The sequence below is a fragment of the Cohnella ginsengisoli genome (genome assembly GCF_029525555.1).
GTDB lineage: Bacteria > Bacillota > Bacilli > Paenibacillales > Paenibacillaceae > Cohnella > Cohnella ginsengisoli.
Map to the genome: position 1 here is coordinate 489,160 of NZ_JAPDHZ010000008.1, position 21,783 is coordinate 510,942.

A 21,783-nucleotide genomic window follows, 5' to 3' on the forward strand; every position below is an offset into this window, starting at 1 on the left:
TAGTCTGTCCTAAAAGGAGGGATCGCGTTGCAGCTCCCAGATTCCACTTATTCCGCAATCAGGGCTTTATGTGAACAAGGCGATGACTTAGTGAAGACAGGCGATCTGGAGGCCGCCAAGCAAAAATATTTGGCCGCCCTCCGCTTATTGCCTGAAAATCATCGAGAATGGGAGGCCGCTACCTGGATATACGTAGCTGTCGGGGATGTCCACTATCGTATGAAAAATTACGATAAGGCCTTCAAGTGCTTTTTTAATGCCGTACAGTGTCCGAAGGGGTTGGGCAATCCGTATATTCATCTCCGGCTGGGACAGTTATATTACGAACAGGAAAACTTTGAAAAGGCAGCCGACGAGTTAACCCGGGCTTATATGGGCGCCGGTATGGAGATTTTTATGGAAGACGATCCCAAGTATCTTGATTTTTTGGAGACTAAAATAGAGATTTGAAAATCCTCCCTCAGCGACTACAGTCATGGCTCGAGACCATCAGCGCAGCCGCTTTATTGTGTTGCTCTCTTGCTTGCCTAATCGCCTGCACTCTCGTATGGACGCCCAACTTGCCGTAGATATTGACGGCATGGCTCTTCACGGTTCCTTCCGTAATCTCCAGATGCGACGCGATCTGCTTGTTGGACATCCCTTCGGCCATAAGACGGACAATCTCCATCTCGCGATTCGTCAGCCATTCGACCGTAGATTCGACCGGAGGCACCTTTAAAGCGCGTTCCTCCGCTTGAATCGGTAGTTCCAATATCGCTTGCGACATATTCAGATTCAGCGCCTGAAGCAAGCTGTCGGCATACGCCAATACGACCGCAGGAACTGGCCTCGAAGGACCGTCTTGATACGTTCTCAAATAAGCCGACAGCATCTCCGCCATCTCCTGGCCTTCATCCACGAAGCTGCGAATGAATCCTTCCGGTTCCGCCAAGCGCAATGCGGTCTCCAGCAGACCCATCGCCTCCTGCGTACGGCCGGTGCGATACAGCGTCACGCTTTGCAGGATGACGATTTTGATTCGATCCCGGAGACGATCCTCTTTCCAGAACAACCAATGCAGTCTTTCCGATAAAGACAATGCTTCTTCCGTACGTCCGCATGCGGCGAGTACCCTGGCCAGAGCCACGTACTCCGCCACGCCATTCAGCGATACCTCGTCTGCCGCGTCCATCCCGCACCGCTCCAGCCACTCGGCAGCAGCATGCAGGGCGCCTTGCCGCACGGCCAAGCAAGCTTGCTCCGCTTCTATTTTCCGCAGGAAGAGCTCATAATCGGGAGATTCGATTCGTACCTTCAACCGCTCCAGCAGTTCTGCGGCCCTTGCCGAATGGCCCAGCGATTGTTGAATCCGCGAAGCGCTAATATATATCTGCATCAGACTCCGCGTATTGGTCGCCGCGCCATAAGCGCGAATAACCTGGTTCATGCAACGCTCGGCTTCTTCCAGCCGGTTCCATTCATACAACAGCTTGCTGTAAGAAGCATAGAGTCGTCCGGCAAACGGATGCGCTTTTCGGTGCTCCCATCGAGTCGTCCATTTCAGCAGAAACGCGGCAGCCCCGCGATAATCGTTGATAAACGACAAATGATCCTCGAATTCTTCGTAACCGCTATACCGGTTGTCCCCGATCGTTTGAAAGAAACTGCCCTCTGGCGTATATCGGTCCACCTGCTCGAAGTATTCCGATACTCGTTCCAAGTCCTTTTGGAAATAGCTCGAGGTCGCGCATAAAAAGCAGATATTGCCCATGACGTTGTTCCATTCCGCTTCGTCCATGCTCTCTTGCAGCGCTTCATAGCGGATTTTGGCTTGCTCAATCTTGGCGGAGGCTCGATCCCATTGCCGTATGCCGATCAGAAAGAGAAGATAGAACATCTCGACCATGGGCCTCTTCGATACGAAGCGCTCCGGCAGCTGCAAGATCCATCGGCTTAGCGTCGTAAACTTCTTATGAAGAAAAGCTTGAAGATTGTTCTCGATCACCCGAACGACATCCTCATACTGTCGCCCTGCCAAGTAATGCTCAGCCGCCTCCTCCTCGAAGCCGTGAGACTCCAGCCAGGCGGCTGCCTGGATATGCGCATGCGCCCACTCATCGGGAGCGGTCCGGGCATACAGCTGCTGCAAAAACTCGGACAGCAAAGGATGATAACGATACCAGCTCCTGTGTTCGTCCAGCGGGCTAATGAACAAATTCCATTGCTCCAGCTTTTCCAGCTGCTGCTGACCGTTCGATTGGCCCGTAACAGCTTGGCATAGGGAATGGTTCATGCGGCTTAAAATAGACGTCCGAAGCAAAAAAGCGCGCATCTCATCCGACAGGCGACGGAATACCTCCTCTAGCAGGTAATCGAAAATATGATGCTGATGACCGCTGAATTGCCGGATCGATTCCGCGATATTATCGCTGCTCTTCAGCGTGATCGCCGCTAGCTGCAGTCCGCTGATCCAGCCTTCCGTCTGATTGTACAGCTCCGCTGCTTGCTCTCTGGACAGCGACAAGCCCGTCGTATCCCGGAAGAAGGCCAGCCCCTCTTCCGGATAAAACCGCAAATCCCTCACCGAGATTCGCCGCATTTCTCCTAAGGCCAGAAGTCTGCCGGTAGGCAACGTCAAGTCGGTTCGACTCGCGATATAAATATGGATGTGAGGGGGGCAAATGCTCCAGCAAGTAACTTAACGACTTCTGAATAGCGGGAAGTTCGATGACATGATAATCGTCAAGGACGATCGCGAGTTCGCCGGATCGTCGATTCAGCTCGTTCAGCATGGCCGATATGGCGGATTCCAGGGACACGGAAGTCGCCGACGGCCCCTTCTCCAGCAGCGGCCAGACCGTCTGCGCGAAGCCGGGGATCCTCTCCCCGATCGAAGCCGTGACGCAGCTCCAGAACGGAATCCATTCATCATCCTGCTTATCTAGCGATAACCAAGCCACCGGGATCCCGCATTGTCTGGCCCATTCGCCGAGCGCTGTCGTCTTCCCATAGCCGGCCGGTGCGGAGATCAACGTCAGCTTGGCGCCGAGTCCTTCGTCGAGTTGGCGCATCAACCGCGGCCGCGGCACTAAAGCGTTGCGTACATGGGGAATATATAGCTTCGTCTTCACAATCAACCGGGAACCCTCCGCGACGGCAATCGATTTCTAATGATTTCTATTTCGACAAAAACAGACATAACCCTGCATGCCTGGCGCTGCGCTGCGGGTGTGTCTACAAGTCCCTTTATAGCCTAAGAACTTCATGATCGAAGATGGAGAACAAAGCGTTAAGATCGGACAGACCGTCTCGATTACGAAGGAGCAGTTCATGCAGACATTTCGCCGCTTGGAGGAGGGGGGGGCGGGACGACGCTCGGAACGATCGAAGACGTGCAATATGCGCCACGACACTTATTTGTGCGAGCCATCACGCTTCCATCAGAAAAAGTCCTTCGGGCTGCCGCTTCGCGCAGCGTCCGAAGAACATCCTGAATGCCATGCTCTTACCCGACCTTAACGAGCATCTTCCCGATATTCGATCCCTTGAACAGCTCCAAGAACGCCTCGGGCACGCGATCGAAGCCTTCGATGATGGTCTCTTCATACTTGAGCTTGCCCGCCGACAGCCACTCGCCAAGCTTCCGGGCGCCTTCCGGCAGACGGTCCATATATTCGGCGAGCACGAAGCCCTTCATCAGCGACCGGGTCTTGATCAATTTGATGAATACGCGCGGCCCTACGTCCGCCTCGTCCGATGAATAGTTGTAGGCCGAGATCGCTCCGCACAGCGCGATGCGCGCATAGTCGTTAATCTGGCTGATGACCGCGTCCGAGATCTCGCCTCCGACGTTGTCGAAGTAGACATCCACGCCTTGCGGACACGCCCGCGCCAAGGCTTCTTGCATATTAGTCGTCGTCTTGTAATTAATCGCGGCGTCGAAGCCCAGCTCCTCGGTCAACCAGGCCGTCTTGTCGTCGGAGCCGGCGATGCCCACGACTCTTGCGCCCTGGATCTTGGCGATCTGGCCGACGATAGAGCCGACGGCTCCGGCCGCGCCCGATACGACCACGGTCTCTCCTGCCTTCGGCTTGCCGATATCCATCAAGCCAAAGTATGCGGTCAGCCCCGTCATGCCGATAACGCCAAGATACGCCGAGAGGGGCGCCGCCTGCTCGTCGAGCTTACGGAGCTTGTCCGCATCCGCGACGCCGTATAGCTGCCAGCCGAGCAAGCCCAGCACCTTGTCGCCCGGCTTGAGCTTGTCTGAGCGGGACTCGACGACTTCTCCCACGACGCCGCCTTCGATGACCTCCCCGATCCGGTAGGGCTCGGTATACGATTTGGCCGCGCTCATTCTTCCCCGCATGTATGGGTCAACGGATAAATAGATGGAGCGGACGAGTACCTGCCCCTCCCCCGGCTGCGGCACCGGTTCCTCTTTGAATTCGAACGTCTCCTCGGTCGGCCAGTCTTGAGGACGGGAGCGCAGCAGGATCTTGCGGTTCATCATAGCTCTTCGACCACTCCTTTCTTCGAATTCGTGCAATGATCCGAAATCTCCGCAATATTGATTCCCGTTGCTGTCAGAAGTTATTCCCAAGCACCAGGCGAAGGTTGTTTGCCTTTGACATTCCTATATTGATGACCGGACGGGCAGACTCATTCAATTAATACCAGTGCTGGCCAGCAATGCGTCCGTGCCGCGCGTGCAGATCCGCCAACTTCCTGCCCGTATCCGGCGACACCGTACTCATCGATACATGAATACCGCCTATGCCCAGGCGTTCTAGGAAATCTTCGCTTTTGACGACGTCTTCCATTGCTTCATCGTCCCAAACCAAGGTGACGACGATGCCGCCGGTTGTCACGGCGTCAGCTGGCCGGACCGCCTGCAGCGCACCTTGGGCTACACGCGGTTCCGCTTTTTCTGGGGTGCGGTTGTATACGGTCAACGCATATCCTGCTTGGAGCAGATTGGCGGCGACTGGCAGTCCGAGCAGTCCGAGTCCGATGAATCCAATGCTTTCCCTCATGAATTTAACCTCCTTAGGATACTAATCGTTACGTTAACGTCATGTTTAGAGCAAAAAAAATTATTCGCCTTCATTGTCCTCGAGCCATCGCTCGAAACGATCTATATGCGACTGCAAATCGCTGCGGAACTGCCCAAGCGCTTCAAGCTTCTGGTCCGTGTCGGACAGATGCTGGCGCAGTATGCCGAGGACTTTCCGCTTCGGCAGCACCCCGCTCGTATCCGTAAAGTAAAGCTGGATTACGTCCTGAATTTCCTCCAGACTTAAGCCAAGCTTCTTCAACTGATCGATCTTACGCAGACGAGCAACCGTTTCTTCCGTATAGTAATGATGGCCATTGCCTTCGCGCTCGCCTGAAGGAAGCAATCCGATGCTCTCGTAATAGCGAACCGTGCGCTGGGTTACCCCGGCTCGTTCCGTCAAATCGCCAATTCGCATGCGGTTCATGATGGATCACTCCTTCCAAGATGTAATATGACGTTAACGTCACGTTTGCATAATAGCATTTGAATTGGAAAATGTAAATGCACAGAACTAAAAAGGGCACCTTCTATACGGGTGCCCTGAATTTATTGGAAAGGGTTTTCATACAAGCAATTCAAGCGTTTTGATTCCTAATGACTCCTTTTAACACTTCGCTTATTTTCACTGGCGATCTGCCAATCAAATCGGCCAATGCGGTGCTCGTCTGCTTAAATTCGCCGTTCCGGCTCGCCTGGAACAAACCCATCGTAATGTTAAGACGGGCTTCGGGGGAAGCCTCGAGCGATCAAATGTTTTCGATGCTCTTCGTCCGACACGACCATCCGGCGGATCGGCCTGCCGGTGATGTCCGAAGCCATCGCTGCGATCTCTTCCATATCAAACGCTTCGGAGGCCGTCAGATTGGGAGACAAGCCGTCCCATCTCCGCTGAGTAAGAATGGTCGCCGTGGCTTCGGCTAAGTCCGAGTGCGTTGTCCAAGCAACCGGTCCGTCTTCCGGCAGGATCAACTCTCCCGATTGAAGGGCTCCGCCAAGTAACCACACCAAGGATGAGGCATAAAAACCGTTGCGCAGCGAGGTGAAGGGCATGCCCGATTCCTTAAGCAGCTCCTCTGTCCTGGCGTGATTAAGCATAGGCGGAAAAAGCGAAGTCGAGGAAGAAGCCATGTGACTGGTGTAGAGTATCCGTTCGGCACCGGCTTTCTTGGCGGCGTTAATCGCAGCCATATGCTGACGTACGCCCGCCTCTCCCAAAACACCTGATGAAACAAGGAGAACCTGCGACGCGCCTTCAAAGGCATGAAGCAAGCTTTCTTCGTGATCAAAATCGCCGTGACGAACACGCACACTACGTTTCTCCAGCTCCTGCGCCTTGTCCACGTCCCTCACGCTCACGCCGATCTGTTCTCCCGGCACGCGCTTCAGCAGTTCCTCGACAACCGCGCTTCCTAAATTCCCGTTTGCTCCCGTAACGATGATCAATGTTCGCACGCCATCCTTTCTTTTAGCCCAACTAAGGATTGTTTACCATACAGTCTTGTGTAAACATATGTTGTATAACTAAAAGATAGATGGAATGCGCACGGCCAACAACCAGCAAAACCTCGGTTTTGTCGAGTTCCCAACATAACCGTCCTATTGTCCGATTTGTGATTCCAATAAGAAAGCGTGGTCTCCATGCCGATAAATCCTAACGACCCCCGCGTCAAAAGAACCCGTCAGCTTTTTATGCAAGCCTTTCATGATCTGCTCGGAGAGAAGAGAAACATCTATTCGGTTTCCGTCCACGATATCACGACACGGGCAGCCGTCAATCGTTCTACGTTTTATGCTCATTTCCAAGATAAATTTGATTTTCTGGAGGCCTGGATGACGGACAAGTTTCAAACCATTATCACTAGAAGGCTTCCGGAAGACTCCGTCTTCAGTCCGGACAATCTGAGCGTCCTTGTGCAGGTCGTTTTTCACTTTCTTAAGCAGTTCCGACAGTACATCACGCCGGGTGACAAGCAGTTTGAGCCGATGTTTGAAACCGCCATGCAAAAGGAATTGTATCGTATCCTGCTCAACTGGATAAAAGAAACACCCGTTCAGGGCCATACGCAAGAAAAATTGGAAAACACGGCTCTTGTCGTCAGCTGGGGTTTGTTCGGACCGGCTTTGCAATGGAGTCGGAACACGCAAGACCGCCCGGAGGAAGCGATGGTTAGAGACGTCATGGAGATCATCATGGCGAATTTGGCATATTCAAGAACTTGTACAAGTTAATAGAGGAGGCAGCGCCTATATGGAGAACCATCCGCATTGAGGGACCCGCTTCAGGTGCGATTCTCACGCGTTGAGGCGATATCCGTCTCTTTTGAGAAGATTCATGCGGCTCTTAATGCCGGCTCCGATAATCGATTAACAGCCGCTGCATTTTTTCCACCGTGCCGTCTTGATGGGGAACATGGATGGACACGGTCATATTAGAATCGTTCAAATACTGAAACGATACAAGATCAAAGTTCAATTTCCCGAGATTCGGACAATGCAGCGTCTTGGGAGCATCAATAGCATCGAGAACCTCATGGGAGTGCCAAAACGCTCGAAACTCCCCGCTAGCCCGGGACAGCGTCTCAAACTGCTCGGACCACCAAGGGTCGTCGCCGTGACGCGCATACCCGGCATGGAAATTAGCGACGATCCGTCGTGCATGCAGTTCCCATTGATCTCCCTTAACATAGCGGAAACGGGGAGAAGTAAACGTCATCCAGACCAAATTCCGCTCCCTATCCGACATACCCGCGAGATCTCCGTTCAATGCGCAGTAGGCTTCATTCCAGGCCAGGATGTTCATGCGTGCATCCATGGCATTCGCCGGGGACAGGTTTTGGCTATCTAAAAAACGTTGAAGCTCTGGCGTTACCTTAGCGGATTGCTTCGTATCGACCAAGGGAAATTGCTTGCGGGCCAGATGGTAGAGATGCCTGCGTTCCGATTCATCTAACCGAATCACTTCGGCTATTCGATCAAGAACTTCGGCGGATACGTTGATATGACGTCCTTGTTCCAAGTAGGTGTACCAATCTAATCCTACGTCTGCCAGCAGAGCCACCTCGCTGCGGCGAAGTCCGGGCGTACGTCTGCGTCCGGATTCGGGCAATCCTGCTTGCCTTGGGGTTATTCGTTCGCGACGCGAACGCAAAAAACGGGACAATTCCGCATAACGGTCCAAACTGTTCCCCATGATCTCCATGCCTCCGATCTATACCTGTACGTGGGATTTCCAATCCTACGATAACCGGATCTCTCCCTAGCCTAGTCAGGCTCCTATACATTAGTCTATGTCCTCCTTAGGAGGAATAGCAAGAATGGATAGACAGCGATGGCCGGCCCCGCCTGTTCAACCTCCATTCAGACCAATCTCATTGAGGTGACGAAAATGAAAGTAGCTGCCATTGTCGGAAGCATTCGCAAAGAATCGTACAACTTGAAGTTAGCTCGCTATATTCAAAACCGCTATCGGCATCTTTTTCAGTTGGATGTGATGAACATACGGGATCTCCCTTTTTTACGATCAGGATATGGAGTCTGCTCCGCCGCAGTCGGTTATCGATTTTAAGGGCAACGTCGCTGCTGCCGACGCAGTGTTATGGGTCACTCCGGAATATAATTCGACCATTCCCGGCGTCATGGCGAATGCCATTGACTGGTTATCCCGCGTCGACCGAGTCATGATTGGGAAGCCCTCATGGATCGTAGGATCTTCCATGGGATTGTTGGGGTCGGTAAAGGCACAGGGCCATCTGCGCGACATTCTGTTTGCATCCGGCATCTCCTCGCCGCTGTTGCCTGGAAATGAGGCGTACATCGGCCTTGTCCATGAGAAGTTTAACGAACAGGGCGAGCTGAACGATGAACCTACCATGAAATACCTTGATCTCGTAGCCGACCATTTCGTGAGATGGATGAACGAACTTTCCCAATTGAAGCAGCTTCAGAGTCAAACCTAATCAGGAACCTTGGAGGGAGTAAGATGTTCGAGCATATCGTGCTGTTGAAATTCAAGCCCGATGTTTCTATTGAATTAAAAGAAAGTGCGGTAAAGCGCGCGCATGACTTTAAAGGCCAAATTCCGGGGATCGCGGATCTTAGCGTAGGGATTAACGTCACGGAGGAGATCGCGCATATGCAGGGTTTTACGCTGGGGATCCGTGTCACTTTTGAGGATCAACAGGCTTGCCGGGATTATATTCAGCATCCCCTGCATCAAAGTTTATTACAATCCATAGGCCCGTTTGTCGAAGGAATCGTCGTTATGGATTACCCTTTTGCTTAAAGTTCCCCCCTTCGTGTTAGCCCCTAAAGCGGTTAAATCGCTTTAGGGCTATTTGTTTTTCAAAAATGCTCGTTCTGACATGCGCAGGCGGCTCGCTTAGGAGATCGTTTTCAAAATAGGAACGATCTCCCCCCTCCATATTGGAGTCGTCTATCTTCTGCAGGTATCCAGCTGACCATTAAGTCCATCCAGCGTAGCAACCAGATTGTTTAACCCTTCTTCACCGGCTTCTCCGACTTGCACATAATTGACGAGAGACTTCGACTGGCCCGGCTCAATATTTAAGGTATGAATGAATCCATAGAAATTCGCTTCGTTTCCGGATTCGGCCAACGGCGTCGTGAAGGGATCCTTTTGCTGGTCCCCTAATCCGGTTAATCCATTATCGAACGGATCCGGAGATCCGACCGCAACGCCTAGCGGCTTATTGTTTCTCGCGCTGCTGTCTACAACAACCCATGAATCATCCGTCGTCACCTGGAGATCGTGCGAAGAGGTTGCCTTTACGACAGCTGCATTTGTTGTCGTACCGTAGCCTAATGAGCCCCTGAAAGAGACATCGACCTTTACGGCCACGTTATTTATATTCGTGAACGTATCAAAAAATCTCGTTCTGTTATTTTTGGTATCGACGTAAACCTCTCGTGTGATCAATATATTTCCCAGATTAACAGATTGCGTGGAAACAAATTTATTGACCCCGTCATAGGACAGGTTAAATCCGCGCATCATCTGACCATTCATCAGCGAAGCTGAGGGCGACGACACTTTAACAAAGATATTGCCGAAGCCTTGTACTTGCGTTGAACCGACCGTACGTAAACTTCCCGTGTCCAGGCTAGGGGCAAAAGCATCGTGAATCTCCCATACCGTGCCGCTCTCCGAAGTGACTCGCGTTAAGGCATCCGCAGATTGAAACGGAAACGCGCCCGTTGCGATCACGGATAACGCAATCGAAGCGGCAATCACTTGCTTTTTACCTTGACGCAGACGTTTTAATTTATTCATTATGTAGGTTTCCACTCCTATGTATGTTATGAAACATAACCTTATAATGACTTATAGTCAATAAAACATAGACTTATTTATTATTTTTATTGATAATATACGAAAATCACTGAATTTATTGTTATTTTTTATAACACAAATATTTAATACATTCCATATATATTACACTTCATACAATGAAACCGTTATATACTTATTCCATCCATACGGTCGTCGTTGGATCCCATTTCGCTTCGTCTCCCTGCCAAGTCGGCAACTCTCATCGCGGTACCGTAACCAGGCATGACGGCATCTGCATCGGATACAAATATTCAGGCCCATGCTATCGAGCATGGGCCTGGATTTAGGATTGCGAGTCTATATCATTTTATTGCTGTGGATTACCTCCGGTATGATGCGCAGGCCTTAGCCTTTAACGCAAGCTCTGCCTTGGCGCTCGTCTTCAACAGATCCCCGACATTCTTATTCAGCTTTTCAAGAGATCCCTTAACGCCTATCTTCTTCACAGGAGAAGTCAGATCTGTGCTGAGCGGACCAATTCCTAATTTGGCAATGGGGGGCTGCCTCCGGACAGCCGCCGCTGAAATCTTTCTTCAGCTTGACGCCCAGTGTTAAGGATGCAGGGCCGAATGCAGCCTTGGCCGTCGCTTCAATCGAAGTCCCGTCAGAGGACAAGTCCTCGAAGGGGTTCACCTCCAGCCCTCCCCCCGATCCCGAATCCGATTTCGCCGCAAGCGGACACGCCTTCGTCGGTCACACAGACCTTGCCGCCGCCGCCAACGCCTTCATATGCCGTAAAGCCGATGCAGAACAGGCCGCACGGATCGCGAAGCTCGACCGGATTGTTGTTGACGTAAGCGTACAAGTTCGCCTGACCGCTTTCCAGCAGAACCGGGTCCCGGGCGGTCCATCGGCCGGCTGCCGGGTCGTAGTCCCTTGCCCCGAACCGGACCAGACCGGTCGCGCGGTCCTCCATACCTCCGGCAAACCCGATCAGGAGCTCGAAATCCGGGTTCGAGTCGGACAGCAGAACGCCGTAGCTATCGTAGCTGAGCTTCTTGACCACGTTTCCCGAGGCATCCAGTACCCGCTGCGGCGTACCTACGCCGTCGGTGACGACATAGTACCGATTCCCGCCTCGTTCGAGGCCGATCAACAGGCCTTCGTCATTATAATAATAGTTCGTGGCCGTATGCTGCGCGTCGATGGTTGTCGTCACCATCTGCAGCGCCCCCGGATGTCCGTAATAGTACTTGACCGCACCGCCACCGCCTTCTCGCGCGGTTCTGCGGCCCAGCGCGTCATACTCGTAGCTGTAAGTGACTCCTGTCACCGTGGCCGAGAGCAGCTCGCCCATCGTTCCGTAGTGGAACCGGTCGTCGCCCCGCTGCAGGAGGAAGCCGTCGGCATCGAAGGTGTAAGCCGTATTCCCCACCTGTCGAAGCTGGTCGTTGGCCCCGTACGCATTCTCCACTCTGCCGTCCACGCTCGTTTCCCGGCTTAAGCGGTTTTTGTTACGGTCGTACGTATAAGCTTCGCGGAACGATTCTCCGCCTGGACCGTTCCGGCTCATCAGCAACAGCTGGCCGTCCGCATCGTATTCATACACCTCGGACGATGTTCCCTCCGGCGTCGTTATCGTCCGGCCGGTCAGCAGACCGCGCAGATCATGCTCGTAGGCAACCCGGTATACCTCACGGCCTCCGACCGTATACCGAATGGACTGAACACGGCCCAGCTCGTTGTACGTCACATCCGTCTTCAAGGTCCCGTCCTGAATGACCCCAATCCGCCCCTCGGGACCGTTGCGCGTGAAGCTGAAGGGTCCGGACTGGATCAGGGCGCTGTCCCGATCCCAGAGATATGGGGTATCTAAGGTATAGCTCCGGGGTACCCCATTTACCTGTGTCGTGACAGTAGAGCGGATGTTGGTCAGACGGGACAGGGAATCGTAGGTGTACGCGAACTGACCTTCGGCAGCTCCCGTCCAATTCATGCTCAACACATCGGCTCCGTCATAGGTGTACTCGATGCCTTGAAGGGCATCTCCGCCTGCGCTTTGGGTTTGGAGCGAACGGACACGGTCCGTGTTGTCCGCATACGTGAACGCCCGCTTCAGATCGGGATCATCCATGGCTGTGATCCGCTTGTTGCCGAAGGATTCATATCCATACTGAACAGAACGTCCGCTTGCCAGCACCGACCTCTCCAACATGCCTCCGACGTCGTGTTGCTTCGTCAGCCACGCGACTCCGTCGTTGGCCGCAAATCCGGTAAATTGGCCAAGCGCGCTATATTGCTGCATGTATCCGGTCCCGTCCGGCATGGTCAGGCCTGTGAAATTGCCGACTCCATCGTACGCTTTGCGGTATTCCTTGCCCCGGGCGTTTGAACCCCGATTAGCCGGTCGGCGTCATCGTAGCTGTAGGTGACTACGGCTCCGCTTGCATCCGTTACCGATGCGAGACGATTGCGCCCGTCGTACGTATAGTCGGTGAACTGTCCGCCCTGCGTCATCCGCTTCAGGCGGCCGAGCGAGTCATACTGCAGCTCCGTCGGCGCCACACCCTGGCCCGGAGACTCCACCTTCACCACCCGGTCCTTGCCATCCAGATACGAAACCACGCTTAATCCTTCCGCCGATGTTTCCATAAATTTATTTTCCGCTGTATCGTACCGGACCGTAGAAACGTCCTGATTCACCTTATTCGTATGCACAACCGCCTTCACGGTGCCGTCGGGGTTATATTCCAACGTTCGGGATTCCGTGTACACCGTGGTTCTACCTTCCGGAGATTTGACCTGGAGCTCCTTCAGAACGGGCACTTCCATGCCCCAACGGGGATCAGGCCACAGCTGCTTCGCGATCACCGTTCCGTCGGCAAGCTCCACCCGCTCCTTATCCCCCTGCCGCGTCGCCACGGTTCTGGCTCCTCCCGGATCGGTAGTGATCCGCTGCACTCCCCCCTGGAATGATTTTGGTCTCGTACGCGGTGGTGCGATTGTTGGGATCGGTATAAGTCACAAGCGTGCCGTCCGCCGTCTTCGTCCGGGTCAACCGTTTGATGCCGCCGGCCGGTGTTTTGGCTTCCGTCAGCAGCCCCATACCGTCATAAGCATACTCACTGACTTGCCGGCCGGGATCGGTAAACCGGGTCAGCAGACCGGAGCTGTCGTATTCCATCCGATACGACTCGCCCATTTCATTCGCTATTCCGGTCAATTGGCCTGCGGCATTCACCGTAAGGACCGTGCGCTGCCCGCCGGGAGCGATGATGGCAAGCGGCTTGCCGTCGCCGTCGCGCTCGATCGTCAGGCGGTTCTCGCCTTTGTCCACGATCGCGGTCGCCCGGCCCTTCTCATCGTATTCGATGCGGGTGTGCGTATGGCCAGTCAGGGCATGTGCGGACTCGGTATGACGCCCCGTCTCCGGATCCAGTGCGATCCGCTCCAGTCCGTCGTCGTTCATGACACTGGCCGATTGATTGCCGTCCGTTGCTCGCAAGTACGTTCTCGAATTGCCGTTGGTCAAAGCAAAGAGATGCCGGTCTCCGTCTCCCGTAACGAAAAGAAGAGCAAGGTTACGAAAACTTGAATTTACGAGAGGAGCGGGCACTTCGAATTTCTCGACGGTTCCGTCCGCCAGCGTCCGGTAGATGTCGGGCTGATTGTAAGGCTGGAAATAGATACGATCCTGACGGTCCAGAAAGAAGTTGCTTGCTCGAAACTGTGCCCCTACCGCCTGAACACCATGCTCCAGCGCATGCATTCCCTGCTGATCGGGGCCCGGACTGCCCAGTACCCGCGTCAAGGTGCCATCCGCATTGATTCGACGCACGCGGGCTCGGCTGCCTCCCCCCCATTACATCCATCACATACAACTCACCATTGCGTCCCGCCTTGATTTTCGAAACCCCGCCTATGCCGTCTTTGTCCGCAGGCCCGCTGTCTTTCCCCGTGACCTGCGCGTTGCTCATGACCTGTATCGTGCCGTCAGCAGCCAGTTTGTACAAGGTGAATCCTGCAGCCGTTGCCGGATAAGAGGTGAAATAGACGGATCCGTCTGCCATCGGCATAATATCGTTAACGGTTCTCAGTTTCACATCCAGCGCCCGGGCGCCGTCAGGCAGCGTCTCGGTCGCTGATCCATCTGCAAAGAACGTTCCGACTATCGGGAGAAATTCACTGTCTGACGGCCGTTTCCGCATGATCTGATGCCTGGCCCAATCATAGAGACAGAGCGTTCCCTTGGCATCCGCCATTGCCGGACTGATGATCGAGCCGGATTCGTATTGGCCTGCCTTCGTCAACGTGCCATCCCGGGCTCTCTTGAAAAAATATCGGGTCAGTGACTTATTGAATCCGATATAGATGGAACGGTCCTGGCCTTCGCCCATATCGGGGAATTCAACCTGATATTCCGGCCCCAACACCACACTGCCCGGCACCCCCGGATTGCCGTAGTAGTTCATTTCCGTGTAGGCGGCGGACATGTGCTGCTGCTTCGTTCCATCCCCCATATACAATACCTGCGAGTTTGGGTCATATACTCGCTGGGGGTCCAGGCTCCAGCCGGCAATGCCTGCTTCGGCGAAGGGATTGCTGGGGCTCTCCAGCTTGCCGCGCCACTCCCGCGTGAGGGAGATGGTTGTAGCGCCCCTTTGGCCGATGATACTTGCCGTTGCCACCCGTCCGAAGCTTCTATCGAATTCACTGCTGGACGAGTAGTAGTTCAGCCCATACTGATAAGACACCGTTACCGTATAGTTATGGCTGCCCACAAGCTGCCGGTTATAGGCATCCTTGCCGTCCCAATCGAAGAGGTAGGTCACATTGGCCGCTGCCGGGAAGTTCTTCTCGATCAGCTTGCCTGCAATGGCTACCTGCAACCTCATGCCCAGCATAGAAGCCGGGATAGAATCACCGCTGATCGGAATTTCCAGGCGGGAACGCTCTTTATAGCCCGGAGTACGGTCGCTGCGGTAATTCAACGTATACGGAGTGCCAGCGATCGGGATGCGCTCTCCGAGGCTTTGATTCTGACAGCCGATGATGGAGCCAGCCTGCTCGCAGGGACCCTCCTCTTGCTCCGGGATATTCGCATTCGGACCTTTGTCGATGGGCGGCTCCGCATCCGGCGGCGGGCCATAGGGCCAGTTGCAATCCCAGGGTGTAAAATGGGGAATCGGCACGCGCCACAGGCTCTTACCCGGCGCATACAGCTTGGCGAGCTCTCGCCGCTCTTCCTCGTCTAAGCCGATGGCCAGCATCGCGTCATCCGAGTCCGCTTCTCCGTTCCCATCGATATCGACCATAGCCAATCCGCTCGCAATGTCGGTGATCCCGATGATCCTGCCGTTATCCGAGGGAATCCACTGCCCCAGGCTTCGATCGTAATAGCCGATAGGAACCGTCTCGCCGACATGGAAGTTTAGAAAATTATCCACATAATGATAGACCGGTTGATTGAACCTTACCTCTGTGGCCCCCGCGGCAATGGCTTCATCCGCAGACAGCTCCACGGCATACGTATATCCGACAAAAGAAGGCAGCTCACCCGGCATCGCCTTGGGCCCGTTCTCTCCAACCGTATACTCCGTCGAACGGAAATGCATGCCAGGCAGCGGCACTTCCGTTCCATCCGGCAGCTTCATGACGGCCTCCGTTCCTTTGGGCACAAAGACTGTAGACTGCCGCGTCCCAAGCTCATCCGTTACCGGGCTGCCTTGGGCCACCTGGGGTCCATTCGCATGCTGCAAATCAAGGGTGGTGACCTTGGTGTCATACGCGGTTAATACGACATCGTCCAGCACGTTATAGTCGCCCGGAATCGTGCTGATCTGCCGCTGGACCGTCATATATCCGGCCTTCTCATACTTGACTGTCAGCAGTGCGCCTCCGCCTACCACCATATCGAACCTTCCGTCCGATCGGCTAAGCGTCTGCCCCCACCGTTCCTCGTTCAGAACCGATATGGCTACCCCGGACAGGGCGCTGCCTTGCTTATCCGTTACTTTGCCCCGCAGCACCGCGGCGCTTTCCTCCTGGATCGCCCCTGGAGCAACGCCGGTTTGAATCGGGTTATCCCCGGTGTAGAGGAAATCCACCGTAGAATGGAAGGAAGGAAATCCACTGAACGGAACCGGCTCGGCCGTTTTTGATGGGTCGTCCGGCGGCAGGTCCTCACCCTGATTCCCGGGTACGGCGTTAACCGGCTGCGAACGGCCCGATTCGTTGCCGTTGGTATCATAGGCAGTCAACGCGAAGGTGTACGTGACTCCGTTGGTCAGGCCGCTTACGGTATAGCCCGTGACCTTGCCTGTCGCAGTGCCGGAATCCCAGCTCACACCGCTGTCTGTAGAGGCATACACCTTGTACCCGGCCAGATCGCTCTCGCTGTTGGCTGTCCAGCCAAGGCGCACCGCTCTTTCCTCCGGCTCCGCCGTCAGCCCGGTTGGTACTGCCGGCGGGATCACATCCCTGACAGGTCCGCCCCCCGTGCTTGTTCCACCTCCGGCATTCGGAGCGTATGCTGCTCCAGATGCGAGAATCGTGCCGATGCCCAGCCGCTCGCCGGCTTTGGGTGCGGTGAACGTGCCCGTTACATCCGCTTTGGTGCACCCGCAATCCACGGAGGCGGATTCCCCGGAATCCAGCAGCGCCACAGATACGGCGCTCCGTTCTGCCGACGATAGAGCCAGCTCCGGCTTCCCGCTCTTCTTCACCAGCTCCCGGATCCGCGGGTCGTCGATCAGGGACAGCCGATACGTCTTCTCGGGAAGCACGTAGGCGCTATACGAGCCATCCGTGCCCGTCACGGCATAGAAGGTCGGATTCGTTGTAAAAGCCGCCACGACACCGGCGGCCGGCGCTCCGTTGGAATCCACAATGGTACCTTCCAGTACCGCAGCCTGCCGGGTGATCACCTGAGCGGACGCGTTTTCCTTAGAAAATACGACCTGAACGTAGCCGACCGCCCCCGCGCCTACAGCATAAACATCATACGAGCCGAAAGGAAGCTTGGCATGGTAAACGCCATTGCCATCCGTAAGGCCCCGCAAGAGATACGCTCGCTTGCCGGCAGCGTGAATGGCAATCTCCGCATCCTTCATCAAGGTCCCGTCAGCGGCTTTGGCCGTTACAGCAAAACTAGTCGCAGACGCCGGCTTTAGAACCTGCCAGGTGCGGTGAACGATTACCGCCGCTTCCGCACGGGTCAGCTCTCTCGTCCCTCCGAACGTTCCGTCCTCATACCCGGTCAGCACTTCCGCTTCCTGCAGCTTTGCCACAGATGAAGCAGCCCATGCGGGAATCGCATCACGGTCTCGAAAGGATGGCGCGTGCTGAGCATCCTGCTTCATGAGATTGCCAAGCATCACAGCAGCCTCCTGCCGTTTCACGGGCGCAAGGGGCCGGAACAGTCCTCCCGGCTCCCCCGCCACAATGCCCAGCCGAGCGGCATGACGGACTTCATCGGCGAACCACTGATCCGTCACGTCAGTGAAGGACAGCGTTTGATCGGACGGCTCGATTCCGAGCACGTCGGCCAGACGACTGCTCACCACAGCGATCTCCGCTCGGGTTATCGTTTTGGCCGCACCGAACGCGCCGTCTTCATATCCTGCGAATATGCCCGCCTCCGCAAGCTCCGCTACCTCCCTTTGCGCCCAGTCGGGGACAGCATCCGTCCATGAAGGCATCCCGGACCGGTCGCTTGTTCCAGGAGAGGTGCCGGCCCCTGTAACATTCACCCCGCCCGCAGCAAAGCCGCTGTCCGGAACCGCTGTCTGCAGAAGCAAAAGCAGCGTCACAGCCAGCATCATTTTCTTTCTTAACCAACCGACCCTATTGTGTCGCACTCGCTATCCCTCCCACTCATTCCAAGCCATTGCGAGAATCCTATCCGTCACTCCTTGTGTTCATATACGAGCGCTCCGGCGACGGTCTTGTTGTCCTCTTGATCCAAGCTGAACGTAAACGTGAATGTCTCGTTGCCTCGAGTCCCGGAATACATATAGTAGCCGTCTTCCTTCAATTCAAGGGCTTGCGCATATCCGACGCTTTTGACGTAGTCTTGGTAAAGCTTCACCACTTCATCGAACGGCTTCTTCGATTCTATGGAAACCGTCATGTTGCCGGAATCGTTATGGGCGGAGGCTGTCACTTTGACTCCCTCCGGCTTGGGAATTTCGTTCGGAAATCCCTTCGGCCATTCGGACTCGGAGGATAGCACCGTCTTGCCGGCATCCGTCGTCATCGTCGCGCTTCCCGTCTCTCCGCCTTCCGTCTTCACACCCGCTTTACCGTCCTTTGCTTCAGAACCCCTGGACCCGGAGCAGCCTGCAATAACCGCCGCAATGGTGGCGATGAGGATCATTAGGGCTAATCCGCGTATGGCTCTCAATTTCGTTCCTCCTGTCTGTTCTTGAATGCCGGCTGCGGATTCACGGGAGTTCTGCTAGCTCCTCGGCAGCAGGATCCCAACCAGCCGTTCGCATTCCCCATGGTAAAACCTGTCATATCCCGTCAACAAGGTCACCGTTCCCAGGCCTCCCGGGAAATATGGCGGGAACAAAATTCCCTGATAAACGGGATAATCGCCATGATATACTTTTATTAGATACTGTCTGCTAGAAAGGATTGCCTCCATGGGGAATGTTCGAAATCAAATGCGATTTGCGGGGCGTGCCGGACTTCATGGGATATGGTGGATAGCGGCGGCCGCGTCATTCATCGCCACATTGATCAGCCACGGCCTGGGAATCGGCGTCTATGAAAAGGCGTGCGAAGAAATTCGATGCGCCAGCTTCCTCATGTTGAACACGAATCAGTTGACGGACCTGGCGTCCGTTGGCATCAGCCCCGATTTGTACGGCAGCTTAACCGTCATCTTACTTGCCATGCAGAACATATCGGCGTGGGCCGTAGGCTTTCTGCTGTATCGATACGGTTGGAAGGATCCCTATTGCGTTGTTGCCTCCCTGATGCTGATCGTTACCGGCACCATTTTCAGTGCGGATGAAGCGTTGGTTGCCTTATCGGATCGGTTCAGGTTTCTAGCAGATTGGTTTTTCGCTCTCAATGTGATCGGTTCTACCTATATTTTTTTCCTGTTCCTACTGCCGACCGGGCGCTTCGTTCCCCGATGGACCGTCATCCCCGCAACGATTTGGATATTCGAGATCGTGATCGGGATGCTTCCGCTCCCTCCGATCTTTCAGTACGTAAACGTGCTGCACTTGCCGCCCGCCTTGCTCATGGTCTATACCACGGTCATGCACCTGTTGGTCATGTACGTGCAATGGCACCGTTATCGGAACTTCGCAACACCGGAACAGAAGCGGCAAATTCGTTGGTTCTGGGGAGCGATGAGCTGCTACTTTGTGGCCGGTGCGCTTGGTGCGCTGGAATCGCCCGTGACGAATGGGATTATGAAACTGTTTGATATGGTACTTCTCTACTCCGGTCTGCTGTTTCTGCCGTTCTCGATCGGAATGATCGTACTGGAAATCCGGGTTCGGCACATGTCCTCGGCCTTCAACCGTACGCTGGTCTATTTCGTGCTCAGTGTCATGAGCGTTACACTTTATGCGCTGCTTGTTGGCGTACTCGGGTTCTTTCTGCAAGGAAAAATGCCGACAATGATTGCGCTGATCGCTACCGGATCGGTCGCCGCCATGTTCCAGCCGCTGCGGGAAAAGGTTCAAAGAGCGGTCAACCATCTTGTCTTCGGAGAACGCGACGAACCTTACCAGGTGCTGTCCGACTTAACGAAGCGGATCGAGGTTTCACTCACGCAGCAAGACCTCCTTCCTACGATCGTGGAGATGGCGGCACGTGCGCTGCGAGCGCCCTATGCCGCCATCGAAACTCGCCATGACGGAGATGAAGTGCGCACGCTGACGTCCTTCGGAACACCGGTAGAGCAGAGAAGCACGATCGTGCTGGATGTCAAAGGCGAAGCGGTTGGTCAATTGGTTGTAGGTATCGATCGGGTGAACGAGGCGCTGCCGCCCAGCCAACGCCACATGCTGAACGACCTGGTTCGCCAAATCAGCATTGCCGTCCAAACCATCCGTCTGACGGAGGAACTGCACTTGTCGCGGGAGAGAGTCATTCTGACACGCGAGGAAGAGCGCAGAAGGGTAAGACGCGACCTGCATGACGGACTCGGCTCCACCTTGGCGAGCATCATGCTGCGACTGGACGAAGCGATTCAGCAAGAAGGCTGCCTGCCCGACTCTTCGCGGAAAGCGCTGGAGACGGCCCAGTCTCTTGCGCGCAAGGCTATCACCGATATCAGGCAGCTCGTATACTCTCTCAGACCTCCTGCCCTCGACGAATTCGGCTTGACCTTTGCGCTCAAGGAGTTGGCTCTGCAATTTAAAGATCCGTCGCTGCAAGTCGTGTTGGAAGGATTCGACCGGAGACTTACGTTGTCCGCAGCCGCGGAAGTAGCTGTGTATCGGATTGTTCAGGAGGCATTGACCAACGTCGTCAAGCATGCCGGCGCCAGCCGATGCGAAATCGTGCTCCGGCTGCAGGCGTCCGTTCTACATCTTGATATTTCAGACAACGGCAAGGGACTGCCGGAAACGCTATCGCCCGGGATCGGCATTCGTTCCATTCGTGAGCGGGCAGCGGAATTAGGCGGAACATGCGAGCTGCAATCGAGCTCGGGTCAAGGAACCCACATATCGGTGAAGCTGCCGATGGAGGAGAGGAGATTGCTGTATGACGGAGAACGACAAAGAAAAGCTGCGGATTCTGCTCGCGGATGACCATCCGATGTTCTGTGAAGGGCTGGTTGCCACTTTGCAATCGGTAGAGGATTTCAAAATTGCCGGCATTGCGTCGAACGGAGAAGAAGCCGTACGTCTGGCCGAAACGCTGCAACCCGATCTCGTCCTGATGGACGTCAGCATGCCAGGCATGAATGGAATCGAGGCGGCGCGGGAAATCAACCGTGTCAGTCCCCATATCGGCATCTTAATGCTGACGATGTTCGACGACGACGCCTCGGTCTTTTCCGCCATGCGGGCGGGGGCCCGGGGGTATCTCCTCAAAGGAGCGCAGAAACCCGAAATTGTGCGTGCCATTACCGCCATCGGAGGCGGGGAAGCCATCTTTAGTCCTACCATCGCCCGTAAAATGATGTTTTACTTCGACACGATCTTTAACAAGACGCCCGATGATTCCCTGCTTCCTCAGTTGACCGACCGAGAACGCGAAATCCTGAATTGGATTACGCAAGGATTAACCAACGCGGAAATTTCCCGCAAGCTCAATCTAACACTGAAAACCGTCCGCAACCACGTCTCCAACATTCTGAACAAGCTTCAGGCGGTTGATCGGACGCAGGCCATTCTCATCGCCAAGGATGCCGGTATGGGAAAATTCCCGCGGACGCCTTTTCCATGATGCGTGGTAAGCGACGGCGACATGTCATTGC

Annotated in this window: 16 protein-coding genes and 2 pseudogenes; 6 read left to right on the forward strand and 12 right to left on the reverse strand. The window is 54.8% G+C overall.

Features of this window, described 5'->3' with window-relative positions:
- The first annotated feature begins 27 nt into the window (after positions 1-27).
- The gene (locus tag OMP38_RS33080; protein ID WP_277568825.1) at positions 28-450 is read left to right on the forward strand and encodes a tetratricopeptide repeat protein; all 423 of its coding nucleotides are present in this window, start codon (positions 28-30) and stop codon (positions 448-450) included.
- A 10-nt stretch (positions 451-460) separates the two neighbouring features.
- On the opposite strand, the gene OMP38_RS33085 is transcribed toward OMP38_RS33080, so the two are convergent.
- The 6 genes from OMP38_RS33085 to OMP38_RS33110 all read right to left on the reverse strand — a co-directional run bounded on the left by OMP38_RS33085 (position 461) and on the right by OMP38_RS33110 (position 6,484).
- Complete coding sequence (locus tag OMP38_RS33085) at positions 461-2,506, reverse strand: winged helix-turn-helix domain-containing protein (RefSeq protein ID WP_277568826.1); 2,046 nt, start codon at positions 2,504-2,506, stop codon at positions 461-463.
- Positions 2,406-3,119, reverse strand: a complete 714-nt coding sequence (locus OMP38_RS33090; protein ID WP_277568827.1) for a hypothetical protein — start codon at positions 3,117-3,119, stop codon at positions 2,406-2,408. The genes OMP38_RS33085 and OMP38_RS33090 overlap by 101 nt, the downstream gene beginning before the upstream one ends.
- A gap of 368 nt (positions 3,120-3,487) precedes the next feature.
- Positions 3,488-4,495 (reverse strand): NADP-dependent oxidoreductase, encoded by a 1,008-nt coding sequence (locus OMP38_RS33095; RefSeq protein ID WP_277568828.1) that lies wholly within the window; start codon positions 4,493-4,495, stop codon positions 3,488-3,490.
- A 157-nt stretch (positions 4,496-4,652) separates the two neighbouring features.
- Positions 4,653-5,018 (reverse strand): NAD(P)-binding domain-containing protein, encoded by a 366-nt coding sequence (locus OMP38_RS33100; protein ID WP_277568829.1) that lies wholly within the window; start codon positions 5,016-5,018, stop codon positions 4,653-4,655.
- Between the two features lie 60 nt (positions 5,019-5,078).
- Complete coding sequence (locus OMP38_RS33105) at positions 5,079-5,465, reverse strand: MerR family transcriptional regulator (protein WP_277568830.1); 387 nt, start codon at positions 5,463-5,465, stop codon at positions 5,079-5,081.
- 290 nt (positions 5,466-5,755) lie between these two features.
- Positions 5,756-6,484: an NmrA family NAD(P)-binding protein gene (locus OMP38_RS33110; RefSeq protein ID WP_277568831.1), complete on the reverse strand. Its 729-nt coding sequence runs from the start codon at positions 6,482-6,484 to the stop codon at positions 5,756-5,758.
- 195 nt (positions 6,485-6,679) lie between these two features.
- Here OMP38_RS33110 and OMP38_RS33115 point away from each other — a divergent pair, with 195 nt between their 5' ends.
- The gene (locus OMP38_RS33115; RefSeq protein ID WP_277568832.1) at positions 6,680-7,270 is read left to right on the forward strand and encodes a TetR/AcrR family transcriptional regulator; all 591 of its coding nucleotides are present in this window, start codon (positions 6,680-6,682) and stop codon (positions 7,268-7,270) included.
- Between the two features lie 112 nt (positions 7,271-7,382).
- Here the strand turns inward: OMP38_RS33115 and OMP38_RS33120 are convergent, their stop codons facing one another.
- On the reverse strand, positions 7,383-8,231 hold the full coding sequence (locus tag OMP38_RS33120) for a helix-turn-helix transcriptional regulator (protein ID WP_277568833.1): 849 nt from the start codon (positions 8,229-8,231) through the stop codon (positions 7,383-7,385).
- Between the two features lie 195 nt (positions 8,232-8,426).
- Between OMP38_RS33120 and OMP38_RS33125 the strand changes: the two are divergent.
- A pseudogene (locus OMP38_RS33125) lies at positions 8,427-8,997 on the forward strand (NADPH-dependent FMN reductase).
- A 23-nt stretch (positions 8,998-9,020) separates the two neighbouring features.
- The gene (locus tag OMP38_RS33130; RefSeq protein WP_277568834.1) at positions 9,021-9,323 is read left to right on the forward strand and encodes a Dabb family protein; all 303 of its coding nucleotides are present in this window, start codon (positions 9,021-9,023) and stop codon (positions 9,321-9,323) included.
- Between the two features lie 150 nt (positions 9,324-9,473).
- Here the strand turns inward: OMP38_RS33130 and OMP38_RS33135 are convergent, their stop codons facing one another.
- The 5 genes and pseudogenes from OMP38_RS33135 to OMP38_RS33160 form a co-directional block, all read right to left on the reverse strand.
- Positions 9,474-10,331: a hypothetical protein gene (locus OMP38_RS33135; RefSeq protein WP_277568835.1), complete on the reverse strand. Its 858-nt coding sequence runs from the start codon at positions 10,329-10,331 to the stop codon at positions 9,474-9,476.
- Between the two features lie 664 nt (positions 10,332-10,995).
- Positions 10,996-13,163: pseudogene (locus tag OMP38_RS33140) on the reverse strand (RHS repeat domain-containing protein).
- A gap of 67 nt (positions 13,164-13,230) precedes the next feature.
- Complete coding sequence (locus tag OMP38_RS33150) at positions 13,231-13,836, reverse strand: RHS repeat protein (RefSeq protein ID WP_277568838.1); 606 nt, start codon at positions 13,834-13,836, stop codon at positions 13,231-13,233.
- 76 nt (positions 13,837-13,912) lie between these two features.
- Positions 13,913-18,154 (reverse strand): S-layer homology domain-containing protein, encoded by a 4,242-nt coding sequence (locus OMP38_RS33155; protein ID WP_277568839.1) that lies wholly within the window; start codon positions 18,152-18,154, stop codon positions 13,913-13,915.
- An 83-nt stretch (positions 18,155-18,237) separates the two neighbouring features.
- Positions 18,238-18,624, reverse strand: coding sequence for a hypothetical protein (locus OMP38_RS33160; protein WP_277568840.1), 387 nt, complete (start codon positions 18,622-18,624; stop codon positions 18,238-18,240).
- Between the two features lie 355 nt (positions 18,625-18,979).
- Between OMP38_RS33160 and OMP38_RS33165 the strand changes: the two genes are divergently transcribed.
- Positions 18,980-21,112, forward strand: a complete 2,133-nt coding sequence (locus OMP38_RS33165) for a sensor histidine kinase (RefSeq protein ID WP_277568841.1) — start codon at positions 18,980-18,982, stop codon at positions 21,110-21,112.
- Complete coding sequence (locus tag OMP38_RS33170; protein ID WP_277568842.1) at positions 21,066-21,752, forward strand: response regulator; 687 nt, start codon at positions 21,066-21,068, stop codon at positions 21,750-21,752. The genes OMP38_RS33165 and OMP38_RS33170 overlap by 47 nt, the downstream gene beginning before the upstream one ends.
- Positions 21,753-21,783 lie beyond the last annotated feature (31 nt).